The organism is Pseudomonas solani (assembly GCF_026072635.1).
Lineage (GTDB): Bacteria > Pseudomonadota > Gammaproteobacteria > Pseudomonadales > Pseudomonadaceae > Metapseudomonas > Metapseudomonas solani.
The window spans coordinates 6,350,881-6,370,341 of sequence record NZ_AP023081.1 but is presented as its reverse complement, the minus strand read 5'-3'; the positions used below and the strand labels follow the sequence as shown (position 1 = coordinate 6,370,341).

Genomic DNA, 19,461 nt, shown 5'->3' with positions numbered 1-19,461 from the left:
CAACCGTCCAGATTTCGAGCATGGCCTGCCGCCCCGGGGGCACGCGGAGTGACGAACCCCGCTGGCTCGGTGGCGCTCGGATGGTTCGTCTTCCTGGGCTGGCGGCCATGCATTCTCGTGGCCGGGGCGTGTGCGGCGCCCCGGTCAGGCGCCTCGGCGCCCTGCATGCGGTGGCTGTTCGCCACCGTGGGCGGCCAATAGAGCAAGGAGCGTGCCTGGCGGCTTCAGGCCAGGCGCTGTGCGGGTCATGCCGTCAGGCAGGGGGCTTGTAGTGGCGGGAGTCCGCCATTACAGGGGCACACGTGGGGTGATCTAGGCGGAATTTCGCCCGACCGGCCGTAACCGAGCGCTCCGAGGCTGTTTTTACGCAGCATCACCGAGCGCAGGTATTTTTCAGCCCCGGGTGCGCGGGTCCACGTAGTAGGTCACCTGCTGCCGCGGGTCGAGGTATTCCAGCGCATCCGCTGGCACCTGCCCGGGGCGCACGCTGCGGGCGATGGTGATCGAGGGCTCGTGCTCGAGGTTGACGATCAGCGCTTCTTCCTTCGGCACCTTGGGGTCGAAGAGGATCAGCGTCGGCTTCAGCGGCAGGGTCGGGTGCATGCCCAGCACCAGGCCGTAGCGATCGTCCTGCAGCTGCACCAGGCTGCCCGGCGGGTAGACGCCCATGCAGCGGATGAAGGCCTTGAGCATCACCTCGTCGAAGCGCTGGCGGTACTGCCCGTACATGCGCGACAGGGCCTCATGGGGGCTGAGGCCGTCGCGTGGGTTGAGCGGGTTGCACAGGTTGTCGAAGTGGTTGGTGATGCTCACCACCCGGCTCAGGCGGCCGATGCTCGCCTCGTGCAGCTGCTTGGGGTAGCCGCTGCCGTCGCAGTACTCGTGGTGCTCGTGGATGATCCGCTGCACCTCGTCATCGAGCATCAGCTGCTGGCTGCGGCGCAGGCCGAATTCGGTGTGCATCTGCAGCAGCTGCTGCTCGGGGCGGGTCAGGGGTTCGGGCTTGAGCAGCACCTTGCTGGGCACGTCCATCTTGCCCATGTCGTGGAGCAGGGCGCCGAGGCCGAGGCTGTGGCAGGCCTCGCTGTCGTAGCCGAGCTGGCGGCCGAGCATGACCGAGAGCACGGTGACGTTCAGCGAATGGAAGTAGGCGTCTTCGGCGGGCTTGCCGTTGATGCTGTGCAGAGCGGCGCCGTCTTCGCCGAGCACCGACGCCACCAGGTCGCCGACCACCTGGCCGGCCTGCTTGAGGGCCTCCTCGGGCTGGCTGCGCAGGGTCTGGTTGAGCTGCTTGACCTGCTGGCTGGCGAGGATGAACTTGCGGTCCACCTCCGCCAGGCGCTTGCGCAGCTTGCTGAGCTTGACCACCCGCTCCTGGCGGGCGATGTCCTCGGGGCTGGGCGCTGGTGCTTCCTCGGGTTCCGGCGGGTGCGGCGCGTCGGGTTCCAGCTCCAGGGGCTCGCAATCGCTGCGCGCCGGGTCGTAGCGCAGGCGCTTGAGGCCGAGGTCGCGCAGGGCCTTGATCTGCCCCTCGTCCTTGATCTTGAAGTTGCTGAAGGTGAAATCGTGCTCCCACCAGCCCAGTTCGAGCTGGATGTAGAGGCCGACGCAAAGCTGGTCCGGCGTGATGTAGGCAGGTGCTGCGGTCATTCCATGGCCCAGGTGCTGGCTAAGTGATGGCAGTCTAACGGTTTGCCTTCCTCGGAGCAGCCCTGTCATCCGTTCGGCCGCCCGTGCCCGGCCGTCAGGATTCGCGGGGTTGCATCGGCGCCGGTCGATGCCGCGATCCGCCCTCGTTTCCTTTGAGTGGCCAGGTTTCACGGGGTTCAGCATAGTTGCTCCGCAGGCGGCGCAAGGGCCGGCCGCCTGCGGGGCGTGCTCAGGAGAGGATCACGTAGTCGCTGCGCTGGGTGATGCCGCGGTGCTCGCCTTCCACCAGTTGCACGTAGCGGCCGTCCACCTGGTCGATGGGAACGCAGTCGTCGACGTCCAGCAGGGCGTCGGTGTGGGGTTTGTCCCAGCCGGCGAGCATGCGCCGCTTGCCCTTTTCCTTGGCCTCGGCCTTGTCCCGCGCCACCACCAGCAGGTAGCGATGGGCTTCGCCGAAGGCGCCCGGCTCGTAGCCGCCGAGGTTGAGGAAGAACAGGCGAGGCGCACCGGCAGCGGGGGCGGCATTGCCGAGGCTGACGCGGTAGCCGTCGACGCCTTCGATGGCCATCCACGAGTCGATGTGCAGGCCGGCGGGGCTGCCGAACCATTCGTGGCGCAATTGCGGGTGGGTGTCTTCGATGGCGTCGGCGAAGGCGAACACCACGTCATGGACTTCGATCTTGGCCCGGGGGTGCTTGCCTCCGAGCATCACGACGAACAGCATCTTGGGTCCTGGCAGGTCGATCGGGCCCGGCATCCGGTGCCGGGTGGGGGCGCCATGGTAAGGCGCCGCTTCGTTGGGTGGTAGCGCCGTCCGGCGCCCGGACGAAGCGTCGTCCCTCAACCGCGCCTGGCGGCGAGCCCGGCGATGCCGTCCACCGCTTCGGCGAGCTGGCGCTGGGTGAAGGGCTTGGACAGGCGCGGCAGGTCCAGGCGCACCCCGGTGGGCAGCTCGGCGTAGCCGGACACCATCAGCACCGGCAGCCCGGGGTGGCGCGCGCGAACCTCCAGTGCCAGCTGCGCGCCGGTCATGTAGGGCATCGCATGGTCGGTCACCAGCAGGTCGTAGCGCTCGCGCTCGAGCAGGTCCAGGGCTTCCTTGGCGGAGTGGGCGACGGCCACGTGGTGGCCGAGGTCCTCCAGCATCTCGGCGGTGTTGGTCAGCACCAGGTCGTCGTCGTCCACCGCGAGAATCGCCAGGCCCGGCGCTGTCGAGGCACCGGCCGGTGCCAACACCGTGACCTGCCGCACCGGGGGCTCGCCGTGCAGCGCCTCTTGCGCGGGCAGCCAGATCTCCGCCGTGGTGCCGCGCCGTGGCGTGCTGTGCAGGCGCAGCACGCCGTCGGACTGCTCGGCGAAACCGTGGACCATGGACAGCCCGAGCCCGGTGCCCTTGCCGATGCCCTTGGTGGTGAAGAAGGGCTCGGTGGCGCGCTTGAGCGTGGCTTCATCCATGCCTTCGCCCATGTCGGTGACGGCCAGGCACACGTAGCGCCCGGGCCGTAGCCCGCTGTCGCCCAGGGGCACCGCCTCCTCGCGGGCGGCGATGACGATGCGGCCTTCGCCGCCCATGGCGTCGCGGGCGTTGACGGCGAGGTTGAGCAGGGCGGATTCCAGCTGGTTGGGGTCGGTCTCCACCGCCGGCAGCTGCAGCGGGAAGAGGGTCTCGACGGCGATGGTTGAGCCCAGGGCGCTCTGCAGCAGCTCGGTCATGTCCTCCACCAGCTGGCGCAGGTCGATGAGTTCGCGGCGCAGGTCCTGGCGCCGGGCGAAGGCGAGCATGCGTGTGGTCAGCGAGGCACCGCGTTCGGCGGCGGTGCGGGCGTTGTCCACCAGGCGCAGCAGCGGCGCCTCCTGGGGCATGCGCCGGCGCAGCAGTTCGAGGCTGCCGAGCACCGCCATCAGCAGGTTGTTGAAGTCGTGGGCGATGCCGCCGGTGAGGCTGCCGATGGCCTCCATCTTCTGCACCTGCTGCAGGGCCTGCTCGGCCTTGACCCGGGCGGTTTTCTCCACCGCTTCGGGCACCATGGCGACCACCTCGCCGGTTTCGTTGAGCACCGGCCGCAGGGAGAAGTCGAACAGCCTGGTGCCGCCGGGCAGGTCCAGGGCCATGCCGAGGTTCTCGGTGGCGCCGGCGGCGACCCGTTGCACCGCCGCGCGGATCACCTCGGGCATGCCGGGCGTGCGGGTGAACCAGGGGGTTTCCCAGAAGGGCTTGCCGGCCACCTGTTCCAGGCTGGCGTCGATACCCGCCAGGGCGGTGGCGTTGAAGTGCAGCACTTCGCCACTGGCGGCGATCAGCCCCTGGTAGAGGTGCGAGGTTTCGAAGATGGCGCGGATGTTGGCTTCGCTCTGGGCCAGGGCGGCGGTGCGTTCGGCCACCTTGGCTTCCAGCTCCTCGCGGAAGCGGCGCTCGCCCTCGCGGGCCTCGGCCTCCGAGCGCACCCGTTCGATGTGGGCCCAGGAGCGCTCGGTCACCTCGGTGAGCAAGGCCAGCTCCTTGTGCGTCCAGTTGCGTGGGCGGCTGTCGTGGATGGCCATCAGTGCGGTGAGCCGGCCGCCCTTGACCAGGGGCAGGCAGAGGGTCGCCGCCAGGCCGATGGCGAGGTAGGTGGCGGCCTCTGCGGGCGCCAGTTGGCCACGGTTGTCGTCCAGCACCAGGGGCAGCCCGGCGCCGAGGCGCTGCACCGCCAACTGGCCGAAATCGGAAAGGTGATAGTGGCCGACGATGCTCTGGCTGCCCGGGGCGGCCCAGTCGCCGCGGATGGTGAAGCCGTCGCCGTCGGGGTCCATGTCGGCGTAGGCGCAGACGGCCACGCCCAGGTGCTCGCCGAGCATGCGGGTGGTGATGGCGAGGATCTGGTCGGCATCGACGCTGCGGGAGGTTTCCTTGCCGAGGGCGTCGAGGAACAGCAGCCGCGCCTCATTCTCGCGCAGGGCGTCCTCGGCCAGGTGGCGCCCGGTCATGTCGCTGGCGGCACCGAACCATTCGCTGATCTCGCCGTCGGCATCCAGCAAGGGCACGGCACGGGAGAAGGTCCAGCCCAGGCTGCCATCGAGCAGGTACACGCGGTGCTCCAGCTGGAATATGCCTTTGGTGCGTACGGCCTGGTCGATGGCCGCGCGTACCCGGGGCTGGTCCTCGGCGGGGATGTAGTCCTGCAGCCAGTTGGCGGTGGGGCGGCGAAGGTCGGCGATCAGGCCCTTGCCGTCGAGGCGGCGCATTTCGGTCCAGTGCGGGTCCATGCGAAAGAGCATGTCGGAGGAGGCGTTGACCAGCGCGCGGAAGCGCTCCTCGCTCTCGCGCACGCGGGCCTCGGCGGCGGCGCGTTCGGTGATGTCCTGGCCCTCGACGAAGATGGCGGTGACCCGGCCCTGGCCATCCACCACCGGCTGGTAGACGAAGTCGAGCACGCGCTCTTCCTCTATGCCGCCGGGTTCGCGCTGCAGCATGACGTGCACGCCGGTGCCGACATAGGCCTTGCCGCTGGTGCGGACCTGGTCGAGTAGCTCGATGAAACCTTGTCGCTCCACCTCCGGCAGGGCCTCGCGCAGGGGGCGGCCGATCAGGTCGCGGTCGCCCACCAGGCGACGGTAGACGGGGTTGGCCAGCTCGAACACGTAGTCCGGCCCGGCGAGCAGCGCCATCAGTCCCGGGGCCTGTTCGAACAGGCTCTGCAGGCGGCTGCGCTCGGCCTGCATGTGGCGCTCGGCGCGGACCCGCTCGGTGGTTTCGACGACGATGGCGATGACCCCGGCGGGGTGGCCGCTCTCGTCCAGCACGGGTGAGTAGTCGAGGTTCATCCACACCGATTCGGGGCGGCCGTTGCGGTGCAGGGTGAGCTCCTGGTCCTTGTAGGCGAGGGTGCCGCCGGCCAGGCCGACCTTCATCACGTTGTCGTTGAAGTCGGCGACCTCGGGCCAGCCCTGGCGCACCTCGGAGCCCAGCAACTGCGGGTGGCGCCCGCCGGCGAACACCGAATAGGCGTCGTTGTAGATCATGGTGCCGGTCTCGCCCCACAGCAGCACGATGGGCACCGGCGAGAGCAACAGCATGCCGGTGACGGTCTTCAGGCTTTGCGGCCAGGCCTCGATGGGCCCAAGGGGCGTCGCCGTCCAGTCATGGGTGTTGATCAGCCGGCCCAGCTCGCCGCTGCTGGGCAGGAATTGCGGGCTCGGCGTGCCGGTTGGCGAGCGGGGCGCTTCATCGGTCATCGGGGCTGGATCCAGGGCGGCAAGGCTGTCGACGAGAGGGCATGGGCGGGCATGGCCCTGGCTTTCGGCAGCATAGCATCGGGAAAGTTGCGACCCTAAGGGGGCGCTCGACGCAGCGCTATGGCCGCGCGGCGATCATGCAGTCGATGGTCGAGGCGATCGTGGCGTTGCGGGGGGCGCACCGGGCCGGTTGAACCGGCCCGGGCAGAGGGGGCTCAGTGCTTGCCGCTTTCGTCGGGCAGGGCGAGGAATTGCTTTTCCTGGTTCCAGTCGAAGGGCTCGTCGTTCTCTTCGGCTTCGAAGCGGCGTTCGTCGAGGCGCTGGAACAGGGCGATTTCTTCGTCGGGCATGAAGTGCAGGCAGTCGCCGCCGAAGAACCACAGCAGGTCGCGGGGGACCAGGTGGGCGATCTGCGGGTAGCGGTGGAACACCTGGCTGATCAGGTCCTGGCCCAGGTAGAGGCTGGCCTCGGGGTCGCGCGGCAGTTCGCTCATCAGCTCTTCGAAGCGTTCGACGAAGAGGGCGTGGTTCTCTTCGGGAACCTGCTCGGCTTCGCCCAGGGCGACCAGGATGCCGCGCAGGTGGGCGAGCAGGGCGAGGTGGTGGTCGAGGTAGGGATTGGCCATGGCGTGGGTCCTGGAGCGGAATGGAAACGGGCGCGGAGTATAAGTCGCTCCGCGCCCGCTGTCCCGCCCGCCGGGCCGGGTGGTGGCCCTAGCGGACCTGGCCTTCGTTGAGCAGCAGCTCTTCCTTGGCGTAGTCGTCGACGTCGATCACCTTGCGCCGCGCCACTTCGGCGGCGCGCAGGCGCTGGGCCTCGCTGGCGTCGACCACGCCGGCGGCCAGGGCGGCGTCGATCAGGTTCTCGCCGGCTGCGGGTTTCACCTGGCCTTCCTTGACGGCCTTGTGCAGCTTCTTCTGCAGCGGCTGTACGGCGGCCAGGGCGTCGACGGCGTGCTGCAGTGCGCCGACCGGGTCGTTTTCGGCCTGTGGGCGGAAGCAGCCGGCGAGCAGGTTTTCCAGCGCCGGGTCGCCACGGTCGCGGCCGATGATGGCGGCGATTTCCGCATCGAGTTCATCCGACGGCCCCTTGTGGCGGCGGCCGAAGGGGAACACCAGCACGCCGAGCAGGCAGCCGAAGATGCGGTTGGGGAAGTTGGCCAGCAGGCCGGCGAGGGCGTCCTCGGCCTTGCCCAGGCTTTCCTCCAGGGCCCAGCGCAGCAGCGGGCGCAGGTGCTCGGGGCTGTCCAGGTCGTGGTAGCGCTTGAGCGCGGCGGAACCCAGGTAGAGGTGGCTGAGAACATCGCCCAGGCGCGCCGAGAGGCGTTCGCGGCGCTTCAGCTCGCCGCCCAGCAGCATCATGCTGAAGTCGGCGAGCAGGGCGAAGGCGGCGGCCAGGCGGTTGAGGCTGCGGAAGTAGCCCTGGGCCAGGCGATCGCCGGGGGCGCTGCCGAGCTGGCCGAAAGTCAGGCCCAGCAGCAGGGTACTGGCGGCGTTGCTGACGGCGAAGCCGATGTGCTGCATCAGCAGGTCGTCGAACTCTTCCAGGGCACGGTCGTGGTCCTCGCGGCCGGCGAGGGCCATTTCCTTGAGCACGAACGGATGGCAGCGGATGGCGCCCTGGCCGAAGATCATCAGGTTGCGCGAAAGGATGTTGGCGCCTTCCACGGTGATGAAGATCGGCGCGCCCTGCCAGGAGCGGCCCAGGTAGTTGTTCGGGCCCATGATGATGCCCTTGCCACCGTGCACGTCCATGGCGTGGCCGATGCACTCGCGGCCGCGTTCGGTGAGGTGGTACTTGAGGATGGCCGAGAGCACCGAGGGCTTCTCGCCCAGGTCCACCGCGTTGGCGGTGAGCATGCGCGCGGCGTCCATCATCCAGGCATTGCCGCCGATGCGCGCCATGGCTTCCTGGATACCTTCGAAGGCCGACAGCGGCACGTTGAACTGCTCGCGCACGCGGGTGTACTGGCCGGTGACCAGGCTGGTGTACTTGGCGGCGCCGGTGCCCACCGCCGGCAGGGAGATGGAGCGGCCGACGGAGAGGCAGTTCATCAGCATCATCCAGCCCTTGCCGAGCATGGGCTGGCCGCCGATCAGGTAGTCCAGCGGCACGAACACGTCCTTGCCGGAGTTGGGGCCGTTCATGAAGGCGGCGCCCAGGGGCAGGTGGCGGCGGCCGATTTCCACCCCGGGGGTGTCGGTGGGGACCAGCGCCAGGCTGATGCCGAGGTCTTCCTCGTCACCCAGCAGGTGCTCGGGGTCGTAGGCCTTGAAGGCCAGGCCGAGCAGGGTGGCCACCGGGCCCAGGGTGATGTAGCGCTTCTCCCAGGTCAGGCGCAGGCCGATCACTTCTTCACCCTCCCACTGGCCCTTGCAGATGATGCCGACGTCGGGCATGGCGCCGGCGTCGGAGCCGGCCAGCGGGCCGGTGAGGGCGAAGCAGGGGATGTCTTCACCACGGGCCAGGCGCGGCAGGTAGTGCTGGCGCTGCTCGTCGGTGCCGTAGTGCAGCAGCAGTTCGGCCGGGCCGAGGGAGTTGGGCACCATCACGGTGGAGGCGAGGTCGCCGCTGCGGGTGGCCAGCTTCATGGCCACCTGGGAGTGGGCGTAGGCAGAGAAGCCCTTGCCGCCGTATTCCTTGGGAATGATCAGGGCGAAGAAGCCGTTGGCCTTGATGTGTTCCCAGGCTTCCTGGGGCAGGTCCATGCGCTGGCCGATGTCCCAGTCGCTGACCATGGCGCAGAGTTCTTCGGTGGGGCCGTCGATGAAGGCCTGCTCTTCGGCGGTGAGTGCCGGGCGCGGGTAGTCGAGCAGCTTGTTCCAGTCGGGGCGGCCGCTGAACAGTTCGCCGTCCCACCACACGGTGCCGGCCTCGATGGCGTCGCGCTCGGTCTCCGACATGGGCGGCAGCACGCGCTGGAACCAGGAGAACAGTGGAGCGGTGATCAGCTTGCGGCGCATCTCTGGCAGGGCCAGGGGCAGGGCGACCGCCAGCCACAGGACCCAGAGGATCGCCAGCAACCAGCCGGGCGAGTGGCTGAACACCCCCATGGCCAGGAGGTACAGGGCCACCGCGCCGAGGGCGGGCAGGGGGGCGGTACGGCGGTGCGCCAGCCAGGCGACCCCAGGACCAGAACGAGCAACCAGACGAACACCATGTGTGATCCTCCTTGATGACGGTGCGGTAAGGGCACGACCGTCACGAGCGTAGTCGTCGCCATGGAAGGTGGCGACATGGGCAGTGAGCTTGGCCGGATCGTCGTTAGGCGGGCGTCGGGGCCGCCCCTAGACTGGGAACGGTTCACCGAGGAGAGATGCCATGCAGCCTTACCTGCGATCCGGTCGCTTCGTTGATAGTGACCACCCCCTGGTGGTTGAGTTCGCCTCGCGAAACTGCGGCGGGAGCGCGCAACCGCGTGACCGGGCAGTCAGTCTGTACTACGCCGTGCGCGACTCCATCCGCTACAACCCCTATGCCTTCAGCCGCGACCCCGAGTCGCTCAGGGCCAGCACCGCCCTGGCGGTGGGCGAGTCGTACTGCGTGCCCAAGGCCATCCTCCTCGCGGCCTGTGCGCGGCATTGCGGCATTCCGGCGCGCATCGGCCTGGCCGATGTACGCAACCACCTCGCCACCCCGCGCCTGCTGCAGCTGCTGAAGAGCGAGGTGTTCGCCATGCACGGCTACACCGAGCTGTACCTCGATTGGCGCTGGGTCAAGGCGACGCCGGCTTTCAACCTGGAGCTGTGCCGGCTGTTCGACGTTGCGCCGCTGGAGTTCGACGGCGCGACCGACAGCGTCTTCCATCCCTTCAACCGCCAGGGCGAGCGCTACATGGAATACCTCGCCGACCACGGCCAGTTCGATGACCTGCCGGAGGCGCTGTTCTTCGGTCACCTGGAACAGGTCTACCCGCACCTGTTCGAGGCCGATGCGGCCTTCATGAGCGGTGACCTCCACGCCGAGGCTGCCGCCGTAAAAGCGCCGTAGGTGGGTGCCGAGCGCAGCGAGGCCCAACGGAGCCTGGTCCGACTCCGCCATGTTGGGCCTAAGCACGCATTCGCCCATCCGCCACCCCGCTCCGGTCGATATGCGTTATCAACGCAAATCCTTGGCCAGGGTGGGGGGATTTGCCTCTAGAATCGACGCCTCAAGAAAAGTCAGGACAATCACAGATGCTGAAGATCTGGGGCCGCAAGAATTCGTCCAATGTGAGAAAGGCGCTCTGGGCCGCCGAAGAGGCCGGCATCGCCTTCGAGGCGATCGATGCCGGAGGCGCCTTCGGCCTGGTCAACGACCCCGAGTACCGGGCCAGGAACCCCAACGGCCTGGTGCCGCTGATCGAGGATGGCGAGCTGGTGCTCTGGGAGTCCAACGCCATCGTCCGCTACCTGGCCGCGCGTTATGCTGCGGGCCGTCTCTACCCTGAAGACCCGGTGCTGCGTGCCCGGGGCGACAAGTGGATGGACTGGACCACCTCGGCCTTCGCCCCGGTGTTCCGCGACCTGTTCTGGGGCACCCTGCGTACGCCGCCGGCGGAACGCGACCCGGCGAAGATCGCCGCCGCCCTGGCCCGTTGCAGCGAGCTGCTGGCGATGCCCGAGCGGGCCCTGGCCGAGCAGCCATTCCTCTCCGGCGAGCATTTCGCCATGGGTGACATTCCCCTGGGCAGCTTCATCTATGCCTGGTTCGAGATGCCCATCCAGCGCCCCGAGCTGCCGGCCCTGGAGGCCTGGTACGGCCGCCTCAAGGAGCGCCCGGCCTACCGCAAGGCGGTGATGACCGCCCTGACCTGATGCTAGGCTCAACCCATCAAGCGGCTTGATGGTTGCGTTTGCAGCCATCAAGACGAATTTCCATCTATTTGCACAAAGGCACGTCATGACATCTGCTCTGTCCATCCGGCAGCTGACCAAGACCTACGGCAACGGCTTCCAGGCCCTCAAGGGCATCGACCTGGAAGTGGCCGAAGGCGATTTCTTCGCACTGCTGGGCCCCAACGGCGCCGGCAAGTCCACCACCATCGGCATCCTCTCCACCCTGGTGAACAAGACCAGCGGCACGGTCAATGTCTTCGGCAACGACCTCGACAAATCGCCCTACGCGCTCAAGCGCTGCCTCGGCGTGGTGCCCCAGGAGTTCAACTTCAACCAGTTCGAGAAGGTCTTCGACATAGTCGTGACCCAGGCTGGCTACTACGGCATCCCGGCGAAGATCGCCAAGGAGCGCGCCGAGCAGTACCTCACCCAGCTGGGCCTGTGGGACAAGCGTGACGCGGCGTCCCGCGAGCTGTCCGGCGGCATGAAGCGGCGCCTGATGATCGCCCGAGCGCTGGTCCACGAGCCGCGCCTGCTGATCCTCGACGAGCCCACCGCCGGCGTCGACATCGAGCTGCGCCGCTCCATGTGGAGTTTCCTCACCGGGCTCAACGCCCAGGGCATAACCATCATCCTCACCACCCACTACCTCGAGGAAGCCGAGCAGCTGTGCCGCAACATCGGCATCATCGACCACGGCACCATCGTCGAGAACACCAGCATGAAGTCGCTGTTGAAGAAGCTCCACGTGGAGACCTTCCTGCTCGACCTCAAGGATTCGCTGACCAGCCTGCCGCAGCTCGCCGGCTACCCGGCGCGCCTGGTGGACCACCACACCCTGGAGGTGCAGGTGGACAAGAGCCAGGGCATCACCGAGCTGTTCCGCCAGCTCTCGGCGCTGAACATCGATGTGATCAGCCTGCGCAACAAGACCAACCGCCTGGAGGAGCTGTTCGTGTCCCTGGTCGAGAAGAACCTGTCGAAGGTGGCCGTATGAGTTCCGAACTGCGCGCCAACCTGGTCGCCCTCAACACCATCGTCTACCGCGAAGTCCGCCGCTTCACCCGCATCTGGCCGCAGACCCTGCTGCCCCCTGGCATCACCATGGCCCTGTACTTCGTGATCTTCGGCAACCTGATCGGCCGGCAGATCGGCGACATGGGCGGCTTCAGCTACATGGAGTACATCGTGCCGGGGCTGATCATGATGTCGGTGATCACCAACTCGTACAGCAACGTGGTCTCCAGCTTCTTCGGCAGCAAGTTCCAGCGTTCGGTGGAGGAGCTGCTGGTGTCGCCGGTCTCGCCGCACACCATCCTCCTCGGCTACACCATCGGCGGCGTGCTGCGCGGCCTGGCGGTGGGGGTGATCGTGACCCTGCTGTCGCTGTTCTTCACCAAGCTGCAGGTGCACCACCTGGGCGTGACCGTGCTGGTGGTGCTGCTGACCGCCACCACCTTCTCCCTGGGTGGCTTCATCAACGCGGTGTATGCGCGCAACTTCGACGACATCTCCATCGTCCCGACCTTCGTGCTGACGCCGCTGACCTACCTGGGCGGGGTGTTCTACTCCATCAGCCTGCTGCCGCCGTTCTGGCAGACGGTGTCCCTGGCCAACCCCATCCTGCACATGGTCAACGCCTTCCGCTACGGCATCCTCGGCGTCTCCGACATCAACATCGGCATCGCCATCGGCCTGATGACCCTGACCACGGTGATCCTCTACATCGCCTGCATCCGCCTGCTGGTGAGCGGGCGGGGTATGCGCCAGTAAGGCATCGCTGATGAGGGCAAGGGTGCTCCAGCCGTAGGAGCGAGCTCTGCTCGCGAACCTTGAATGGCGGGGGCTGGATGGCATTGCTCTGTCATGGGAGCGAATTCATTTGAACTTGGAAAACCACGTCCTTAGGGCGTGGTCATCGGTTCTGCCTGTGACGATTTGAATTGATAGCCCTGCAGGATGAACGCGTGTCGTAGGGTGTGCCGTGCGCACCTCCGCGCGGTGCTTCCGGCGAGTCCGAGGTGCGCGCAGCACACCCTACGTCCGAAGTGAGCGGCGGCTGCTTGCTCCAAGGTCTGATTGCGCCCCTTCTAGGGGGCCAAAAGCAAAGCACGTTCTAAGAACGTGGATTTTTACTCGCGAATAAAGGCCCGTACCGGGCATCGCGGTTGAAACCGCTCCCACGCTGGCCCGCCTCCGAAATGCATCAACCCCGATACAAAGCGTCACAGACTGCATCTATCTTTACGTGCCCCTGACAAAACTCTGCCGATACTCCCGGTAGACTTTTTCATTTCCGACAAGAACGACTCGAAAAGAGGCTGTTGATGATCGCTCGTCGCCGCGCCTGGCCGTTGCTGCTGTGTGGATTGCTCGCCTGTCCGGCCTTCGCCGCCAATCCGCCCCTGGTGGAGGTGGCCGAGCCCCAGCGGGCGCTGGTGCGGGATGAGCTGGTGACCTTCGGCTCGTTGCGCTCCGACGAGTCGGTGACCATCCGCCCGGAGATCGAAGGGCGCCTGGCCAGCCTGCACTTCAAGGAAGGGCAGCAAGTGAAGGGCGGCGACCTGCTGGTCAGCCTCGACGATGCCATCGCCCGCGCCGAGCTGGACCAGGCGCGGGCCAATCTGGAGCTGGCGGAGAAGAGCTATCAGCGCGCGCAGATGCTGTTCAAGCGCGGTGCCAGCAACGCCCAGGCCCAGGACGAGGCGCAGTCCCAGCAGCAGGCCGCCCGTGCCAGCCTGGCCCTGGCCCAGGCGCGCCTCGACAAGACCCAGATCCGTGCTCCCTACGATGGTTTCCTCGGCTTGCGCCAGGTGAGCACCGGCGACTACCTCAGCCCCGGCCAGGACATCGTCAACCTGGAGGTGCTCGACCCGCTCAAGGTGGATTTCCGCGTGCCGCAGAAGGCCGTGGCCCAGGTGCATGTCGGCCAGACCGTGGAAATCAGCGTCGACGCCTACCTGGGTGAACGCTTCCGTGGCCGCATCATCGCCCTCAACCCGCGCCTGGACGAAGTCGGCCGCAGCCAGGCCATCCGCGCGCAGATCGGCAACGCCGACCACCGCCTCAAGCCCGGCCAGTTCGTCAAGGTTTCGGTCATTCTCGAAGAGCGCCCCGACGCGCTGCTGATTCCCGAGGAAGCGGTGATCCCCGTGGGCCAGCAACTGTTCGTCGCCATCGTCGTCGACGGCAAGGTGGAGCGCCGGCAGATCCGCATCGGCCAGCGCCAGCGCGGCAAGGCCGAGGTGCGCGAGGGCCTGCAGGGCACCGAGCAGGTGATCACCGCGGGCTGGCAGAAGGCCGGGCCCGGGCAGGAGGTGCGTAGCGTGGCGCGGGGTGAGCTATGACCCTTTCCGACCTGTGCATCCGTCGCCCGGTATTCGCCACCGTCCTCTCCCTGGTGGTGGTGCTGCTGGGGCTGATGGCCTACCAGCGCCTGACGGTGCGTGAGTACCCGAACATCGACGTGCCCATCGTCACGGTCAACGTCATCTACCCCGGTGCCAGCCCGGAGATCATGGAATCCCAGGTGGCGCAGCCCATCGAGGACGTGCTCTCGGGCATCGAGGGGCTGGACTTCGTGTCCTCCATCAGCCGCTCCGAGAACACCCAGATCACCGCGCAGTTCCGCCTCGGCACCGACGCCGACGAGGCGGCCAACGACGTGCGCGACCGCCTTGGCCGGGTACGCGGGCTGCTGCCCACCGAGATCGACGAGCCGGTAGTGCAGAAGGTCGAGGCCGATGCCCAGCCGGTGGTGTGGATCGCCTTCTACAGCGAGCAGCACTCGGCTATGGAAATCACCGACGTGCTGGAGCGGGTGGTGCAGGACCGCCTGCAGACCATCCCCGGCGTCTCCGAGGTGCAGATCCGCGGCGCGCGCACCTACGCCATGCGCATCTGGCTGGACCCGGAGAAGCTCGCCGCCCACGACCTCACCGTGCAGGACGTGGAAGATGCCCTGCGCCGGCAGAACGTGGAGATCCCCGCCGGGCGCATCGAGTCGGTGCAGCGCGAGTTCAGCGTGCTCTCGGAAACCGACCTGAAGACCCCCGAGGAATTCAACGACCTGATCATCGACGACCGCCGTGGCTACCTGCTGCGCCTGTCCGATGTGGGCCACGCCGAGATCGGCGCCGCCGACGAGCGCTCGCTGGTGCGCTTCAACGGCCGCCCCGCGGTATCCCTCGGCCTGGTGCGCCAGGCCACGGCCAACCCGCTGGAGATTTCCGACGGCCTCAACGCCGCGTTGCCGGATGTGCGCGAGCTGCTGCCCGAGGGCATGCAGATGGCCATCGCCAACGACAACTCGCTGTTCATCCGCGAATCCATCTCCAACGTCTACGCCACCATCTGGGAAGCGGTGGTGCTGGTGGTGCTGATCATCTTCCTGTTCCTGCGCTCGCTGCGGGCGACGCTGATCCCGCTGGTGACCATCCCGGTGTCGCTGATCGGCGCCTGCGCGCTGATGGCGTTGATGGGCTTCACGGTCAACACCCTCACGCTGCTGGCGATGGTCCTGGCCATCGGCCTGGTGGTGGACGACGCCATCGTGGTGCTGGAGAACATCCACCGGCACATCGAGGCGGGCCTGTCGCCGGTACAGGCGGCGTTCAAGGGCAGCCGCGAGATCGCCTTCGCGGTGATCGCCATGACCCTGACCCTGGCCGCCGTCTATGCGCCCATCGGCTTCATGCAGGGCACCTCGGGCAAGCTGTTCACCGAGTTCTCCTGGACCCTGGCAGGTGCCGTGCTGGTTTCCGGCTTCGTCGCCCTGACCCTGTCGCCGATGATGTGCGGCCAGTTGCTCAAGCCGCACCGGCCCGATCACCGCCACGGCCGCGTCTACAACCTGATCGAAGGCTTCCTCAACGGCCTCACCTACAGCTACCGCCACCTGCTGGAGCGGGTGCTGCGGGCCTGGGTGCTGATCGCCATCTTCCTGGTCGGCGTGTTGCTGCTGTGCGCCTGGATGTTCACCGGCCTGCGCAGCGAGCTGGCGCCCACTGAGGACACCGGCACCATAGTCGGCACCCTCAACGGCCCGGACGGCGCCACCCTGCAGTACACCAGCCGCTACGCGAAGATGCTCGAGGACGCCTACAAATCCATCCCCGAGACCAACCGCTACATGGTGGTGGTGGGCTTCCCCACGGTGGCCCAGGGCTTGTCGTTCATGAAGCTGGAGGACTGGGACAAGCGCAGCCGCAGCCAATTCGAGATCCGCGACGAGCTCCTGCCCAAGCTGCAGGACATCCCCGGCGTGCGCGCCTTCCCGGTCAACCGCCCGCCGCTGGGGCAGAGCGCGCGCAACCAGCCGGTGAACTTCGTCATCCGCTCGTCCCTGGAATACGCCGAGCTGCAGCAATACGTGGACAGGCTGCTGGAGCGTATCCGCGACTACCCGGGGCTGGAGAGCATCGACACCGACCTCAAGCTCAACACCCCGCAGCTCAAGGTCACGGTCAACCGCGAGCAGGCCACCGCCGTAGGCACCGACGTCGCCACCATCGGCCGCAGCCTGGAGAGCCTGTTCGGCAGCCGCCAGGTGACCCGCTTCAAGCAGAACGGCGAGCAGTACGACGTGCTGGTGCAACTGGCCAACGTCGACCGCAGCAACCCCGACGACCTCAACCGCGTGTACGTGCGCGGCCGCGACGACAGCATGGTGCAGCTCTCCAACCTGATCGAGGTGAAGGAGACGGTGGCGCCGCGCGAGCTCAACCACTTCAACCAGCTGCGCGCGGTGACCCTCAGCGCCAACGTCGGCAGCGGCTACACCTTGGGCGAGGCGCTGACCCACCTGGAGCGCGTGGCCCGCGAGGTGATGCCGCCGGAGACCCAGTTCGACTACACCGGCACCTCCCGCGACTTCAAGGAATCCAGCGCCGGGGTGGCGCTGACGTTCGCCCTGGCCCTGGTGTTCATCTACCTGGTGCTGGCGGCGCAGTTCGAAAGCTTCGTCGACCCGCTGATCATCCTCTTCAGCGTGCCGCTCTCCATCGCCGGCGCCTTGCTCGCCCTGGAGCTGTTCGGCGGCACCCTGAACATCTATTCCCAGGTGGGCATGGTCACGCTCATCGGCCTGATCACCAAGCACGGCATCCTCATCGTCGAATTCGCCAACCAGCTGCTGCGCGAGGGCCGCAGCCTGGACGAGGCGGTGATGGAAGCCTCGGTGCAGCGCCTGCGGCCGATCCTCATGACTACCGGTGCCATGGTTCTTGGCTCGCTGCCCCTGGCCATCGCCACCGGCGCCGGCGCGGAAAGCCGCCGGCAGATCGGCATGGTGATAGTCGGCGGCCTGCTGGTGGGCACCTTCTTCACCCTGTTCGTGGTGCCGACCCTGTACCGCAAGCTGCGCCAATGGCGGCCGATGCGCCTGGAAGAGCCGGCACTGGCGTGATGCCTTGCAGGCTTGTTGGGGCGAATTCATTCGCCCGCTCTTGCCGTGGCACCGACTATCAAGGGGTGTAGGGTGGAGGTCGCTTTTTACCTCCACCAGGCGGACTTGGGATCAGCACGCGTTCAGGCCCTGAATCGATGGCCGGAACGGTTGGCCGATTCATACCGGGCTGAAGCCCGGGCTACGGGACACGGTGTTCGCGAGCAGAGCTCGCTCCTACAGGTGGACTCCCTCGGGCCGTAGGTCGGGTGCAACCCGACGGATTGCGGACCCTTCAATCGAACGCGTATTCCACACCCGCCGCGACATACCAGGCCCGCCCCGGGCCGGGTTCGTAGTAGCGCTGGTTGCCGTCGCCGACGATGACCGAGCCGACGTAGCGGCGGTCCAGCAGGTTGTCCAGGCGCAGGGTCTGGCTGAAGGTCAGGCGCTCGAGTTTCTGCTCGAAGCGGGCGCGCCAGTTGAGCAGGGCGTAGCCGGGCGCCGGGCGGGCGCTGTTGCTGTCCTCCACATAGAGCTTGCTGCGGTAGAGACCCTCCAGCGCGGTGCTGATGCCCTCGCGCGGGCGCCATTCCAGTTCGCCCCAGAGGCTGGTGGCGGGCACGCCGGGCAGGTGGCGGCCGGCGGGGATGTCGCGGCCGCCGCTGGTGAAGCCCTGGTCATAGGTGGCGCTGAGGCGGGTGTAGGCCAGGCGGGTGTGCAGGGTTTCGCCGAGCGCGCTGTCCACGGACAGCTCCAGCCCCTGGCGCCGGGTGCGCGCGGCGTTCTGGTAGCGGGTGCGGCCACCGCTGGCGGCGTCCACCACCAGCTCGTCCTCGGTGTCGATGCGGAACAGCGCCAGGTTGAGGCGGGTGGCTTCGCCGATCAGGCTCTTGAGGCCCACTTCGTATTGCCGGCTGGTGGCCGCGCCCAGGTCGAAGCCGAAGCTGTCGCCGGACCCGGAGTAGGACAGCTCGTTGAGCGTCGGCGTCTCGAAGCCCTTGCCCCAGCTGGCGTAGAGGTTCAGTTCCGGGGTCAGCGCGTAGCTGGCGCCCAGGGTCGGGGTCAGGTCGCGGTAGGTGACCGAGCCGCTGTCATCGCCGTTGCCGGGGCGGATGTAGTGGTCGTCCACGTCGAAGGCCACTTCGTTGTAGCGCAGGCCGCCCTGCAGGTTGAAATCCCCCAGGCGCCAGCCGAGCTGCAGGTAGGGGGCGATGCTGCTGACTTCGTCGCGCTCGTCCCGGCGCAGGTTGCCGCGCACGCCCAGTTGGCTGCCGACGAAGTTCTCGTAGCCCTGGCGGTCGTCGCTGGACTGGTCGTAGTCCACCCCGGTGGTGAGGGTGAGGTTGCCCAGGCCGGGGTCGAAGTCCTGCAGCCAGCGGGTGCTGGCGCCGTGGAAGCTGCGCTCGAAATCGATCACGCCGCCGGCGCTGCGCGGGCTGGCCTGGGCGGACGAGGGGATCGCCTGGTACTGGATCACCCGCCGCGTGCCGCCATAGAGGGTGGCCTGCCAGGTGCCGGCAGCAAAGGCGCGCTCGTAGTTGAGGCCGGCCTGGCGGTGGTCGATGGTCTTGCGCGTGTCGTAGTTCAGCGCCGCATCGGCGACGCCGCGCGGGTCGGCCTGGTAGCTGGCCCAGGTCAGGCCGAGCGGGTCCTGGGTGCCGTTCTGGTTCAGCTGGCTGAAGGTCAGCGCCAGCTTGCTGTCGTCGTCCGGGTACAGGGTCAGCTTGGCGAAGCTCTTGTCCAGGGTCGCGGCGCTGTGCTTGCGGTAGCCGTCGCTTTCGTAATGGGCCTGGTTGACCAGGAAGCCGGCCCGGTCGTTGCCGCCCTCGGCGGTGATGCGGGTGCGCGAAGTGCCCCAGGCACCCTGGGAGGTTTCGCTGGAGACCTTGGGTGCGCCCTGGCCGTCGCGGGAGAACACCTGGATCACCCCGCCGGCGTTGCTGCCATAGATGCTGGCGAAGGGGCCGCGCAGCACCTCGATATGGTCGAGGGTGTCGAGGTCGAAGGTGGCCGCCTGGCCCTGGCCGTCCGGGTTGGAGGCGGGGATGCCGTCGGCGATCAGCTTGATGCCGCGGATGCCGAAGGCCGAGCGGGCGCCGAAGCCGCGCGAGGACACTTGCAGGTCCTGCGCCTGGTTCTGGCGGTTCTGCACCACCAGGCCGGGCACGGCGTTGAGCGCTTCGGAAAGGTTGACCCCGGGCTGGCCGAGGCTGGCCTGTTCGCGCTCGATGCGGTCGACGGAGAAGGGCAGCTCGAAGCCGCTGGCCGGGTAGCGGCTGCCGGTGATCACCAGCGGGTCGACCTGCAGCGTCTCGGCCTGGGCCAGCGGGGTGAGCGCGAGGGACAGCGCCCAGGCAGAACGGTAGGTCGGCATGGGGGCGTCCTTGCGT

At 67.7% G+C, this 19,461-nt stretch carries 11 protein-coding genes and 1 pseudogene; 6 read left to right on the top strand and 6 right to left on the bottom strand.

Translation table 11 applies throughout. The features are described from left to right. Positions 1-393 precede the first annotated feature (393 nt). The 5 genes and pseudogenes from PSm6_RS28765 to PSm6_RS28745 all read right to left on the bottom strand — a co-directional run bounded on the left by PSm6_RS28765 (position 394) and on the right by PSm6_RS28745 (position 9,026). Complete coding sequence (locus PSm6_RS28765) at positions 394-1,650, bottom strand: HD-GYP domain-containing protein (protein ID WP_265169020.1); 1,257 nt, start codon at positions 1,648-1,650, stop codon at positions 394-396. A gap of 229 nt (positions 1,651-1,879) precedes the next feature. Further along, entirely contained in the window at positions 1,880-2,374 is a 495-nt protein-coding gene (locus PSm6_RS28760) for a DUF1543 domain-containing protein (protein ID WP_265169018.1), read from the bottom strand. A gap of 116 nt (positions 2,375-2,490) precedes the next feature. Beyond that, on the bottom strand, positions 2,491-5,865 hold the full coding sequence (locus PSm6_RS28755) for a PAS domain-containing protein (protein WP_265169016.1): 3,375 nt from the start codon (positions 5,863-5,865) through the stop codon (positions 2,491-2,493). Between the two features lie 215 nt (positions 5,866-6,080). Next, entirely contained in the window at positions 6,081-6,491 is a 411-nt protein-coding gene (locus PSm6_RS28750) for a PA2817 family protein (RefSeq protein ID WP_265169014.1), read from the bottom strand. Between the two features lie 88 nt (positions 6,492-6,579). Beyond that, positions 6,580-9,026 (bottom strand): annotated as a pseudogene (locus PSm6_RS28745) (acyl-CoA dehydrogenase). Positions 9,027-9,187: 161 nt separating this feature from the next. Between PSm6_RS28745 and PSm6_RS28740 the strand changes: the two are divergent. The 6 genes from PSm6_RS28740 to PSm6_RS28715 all read left to right on the top strand — a co-directional run bounded on the left by PSm6_RS28740 (position 9,188) and on the right by PSm6_RS28715 (position 17,089). Then, a complete protein-coding gene (locus tag PSm6_RS28740; protein WP_265169012.1) occupies positions 9,188-9,856 on the top strand; it encodes a transglutaminase-like domain-containing protein in 669 nt (222 codons plus the stop codon). Positions 9,857-10,041: 185 nt separating this feature from the next. Then, on the top strand, positions 10,042-10,662 hold the full coding sequence (locus PSm6_RS28735) for a glutathione S-transferase family protein (protein ID WP_021217961.1): 621 nt from the start codon (positions 10,042-10,044) through the stop codon (positions 10,660-10,662). Between the two features lie 85 nt (positions 10,663-10,747). Continuing rightward, positions 10,748-11,680 carry an ABC transporter ATP-binding protein gene (locus PSm6_RS28730; protein ID WP_265169011.1) on the top strand — a complete coding sequence of 311 codons (933 nt, stop codon included), beginning with the start codon at positions 10,748-10,750 and terminating at the stop codon, positions 11,678-11,680. Continuing rightward, positions 11,677-12,456 (top strand): ABC transporter permease, encoded by a 780-nt coding sequence (locus PSm6_RS28725; protein ID WP_021217959.1) that lies wholly within the window; start codon positions 11,677-11,679, stop codon positions 12,454-12,456. The genes PSm6_RS28730 and PSm6_RS28725 overlap by 4 nt, the downstream gene beginning before the upstream one ends. A gap of 554 nt (positions 12,457-13,010) precedes the next feature. Further along, complete coding sequence (locus tag PSm6_RS28720) at positions 13,011-14,030, top strand: efflux RND transporter periplasmic adaptor subunit (protein WP_043244814.1); 1,020 nt, start codon at positions 13,011-13,013, stop codon at positions 14,028-14,030. After that, complete coding sequence (locus PSm6_RS28715) at positions 14,027-17,089, top strand: efflux RND transporter permease subunit (RefSeq protein WP_265169010.1); 3,063 nt, start codon at positions 14,027-14,029, stop codon at positions 17,087-17,089. Before PSm6_RS28720 ends, PSm6_RS28715 begins: the two co-directional genes overlap by 4 nt. A 274-nt stretch (positions 17,090-17,363) precedes the next feature. On the opposite strand, the gene PSm6_RS28710 is transcribed toward PSm6_RS28715, so the two are convergent. After that, positions 17,364-19,445 (bottom strand): TonB-dependent receptor family protein, encoded by a 2,082-nt coding sequence (locus tag PSm6_RS28710; protein ID WP_265169009.1) that lies wholly within the window; start codon positions 19,443-19,445, stop codon positions 17,364-17,366. Between the last annotated feature and the right edge of the window lie 16 nt (positions 19,446-19,461).

What these genes read in the sequence shown, in the direction of transcription:
- PSm6_RS28765 (WP_265169020.1), bottom strand. Translation starts at nt 1,650, where the DNA reads ATGACCGCAGCACCTGCCTACATCACGCCGGACCAGCTTTGCGTCGGC.
- PSm6_RS28760 (WP_265169018.1), bottom strand. Translation starts at nt 2,374, where the DNA reads ATGCTGTTCGTCGTGATGCTCGGAGGCAAGCACCCCCGGGCCAAGATC.
- PSm6_RS28755 (WP_265169016.1), bottom strand. Translation starts at nt 5,865, where the DNA reads ATGACCGATGAAGCGCCCCGCTCGCCAACCGGCACGCCGAGCCCGCAA.
- PSm6_RS28750 (WP_265169014.1), bottom strand. Translation starts at nt 6,491, where the DNA reads ATGGCCAATCCCTACCTCGACCACCACCTCGCCCTGCTCGCCCACCTG.
- PSm6_RS28740 (WP_265169012.1), top strand. Translation starts at nt 9,188, where the DNA reads ATGCAGCCTTACCTGCGATCCGGTCGCTTCGTTGATAGTGACCACCCC.
- PSm6_RS28735 (WP_021217961.1), top strand. Translation starts at nt 10,042, where the DNA reads ATGCTGAAGATCTGGGGCCGCAAGAATTCGTCCAATGTGAGAAAGGCG.
- PSm6_RS28730 (WP_265169011.1), top strand. Translation starts at nt 10,748, where the DNA reads ATGACATCTGCTCTGTCCATCCGGCAGCTGACCAAGACCTACGGCAAC.
- PSm6_RS28725 (WP_021217959.1), top strand. Translation starts at nt 11,677, where the DNA reads ATGAGTTCCGAACTGCGCGCCAACCTGGTCGCCCTCAACACCATCGTC.
- PSm6_RS28720 (WP_043244814.1), top strand. Translation starts at nt 13,011, where the DNA reads ATGATCGCTCGTCGCCGCGCCTGGCCGTTGCTGCTGTGTGGATTGCTC.
- PSm6_RS28715 (WP_265169010.1), top strand. Translation starts at nt 14,027, where the DNA reads ATGACCCTTTCCGACCTGTGCATCCGTCGCCCGGTATTCGCCACCGTC.
- PSm6_RS28710 (WP_265169009.1), bottom strand. Translation starts at nt 19,445, where the DNA reads ATGCCGACCTACCGTTCTGCCTGGGCGCTGTCCCTCGCGCTCACCCCG.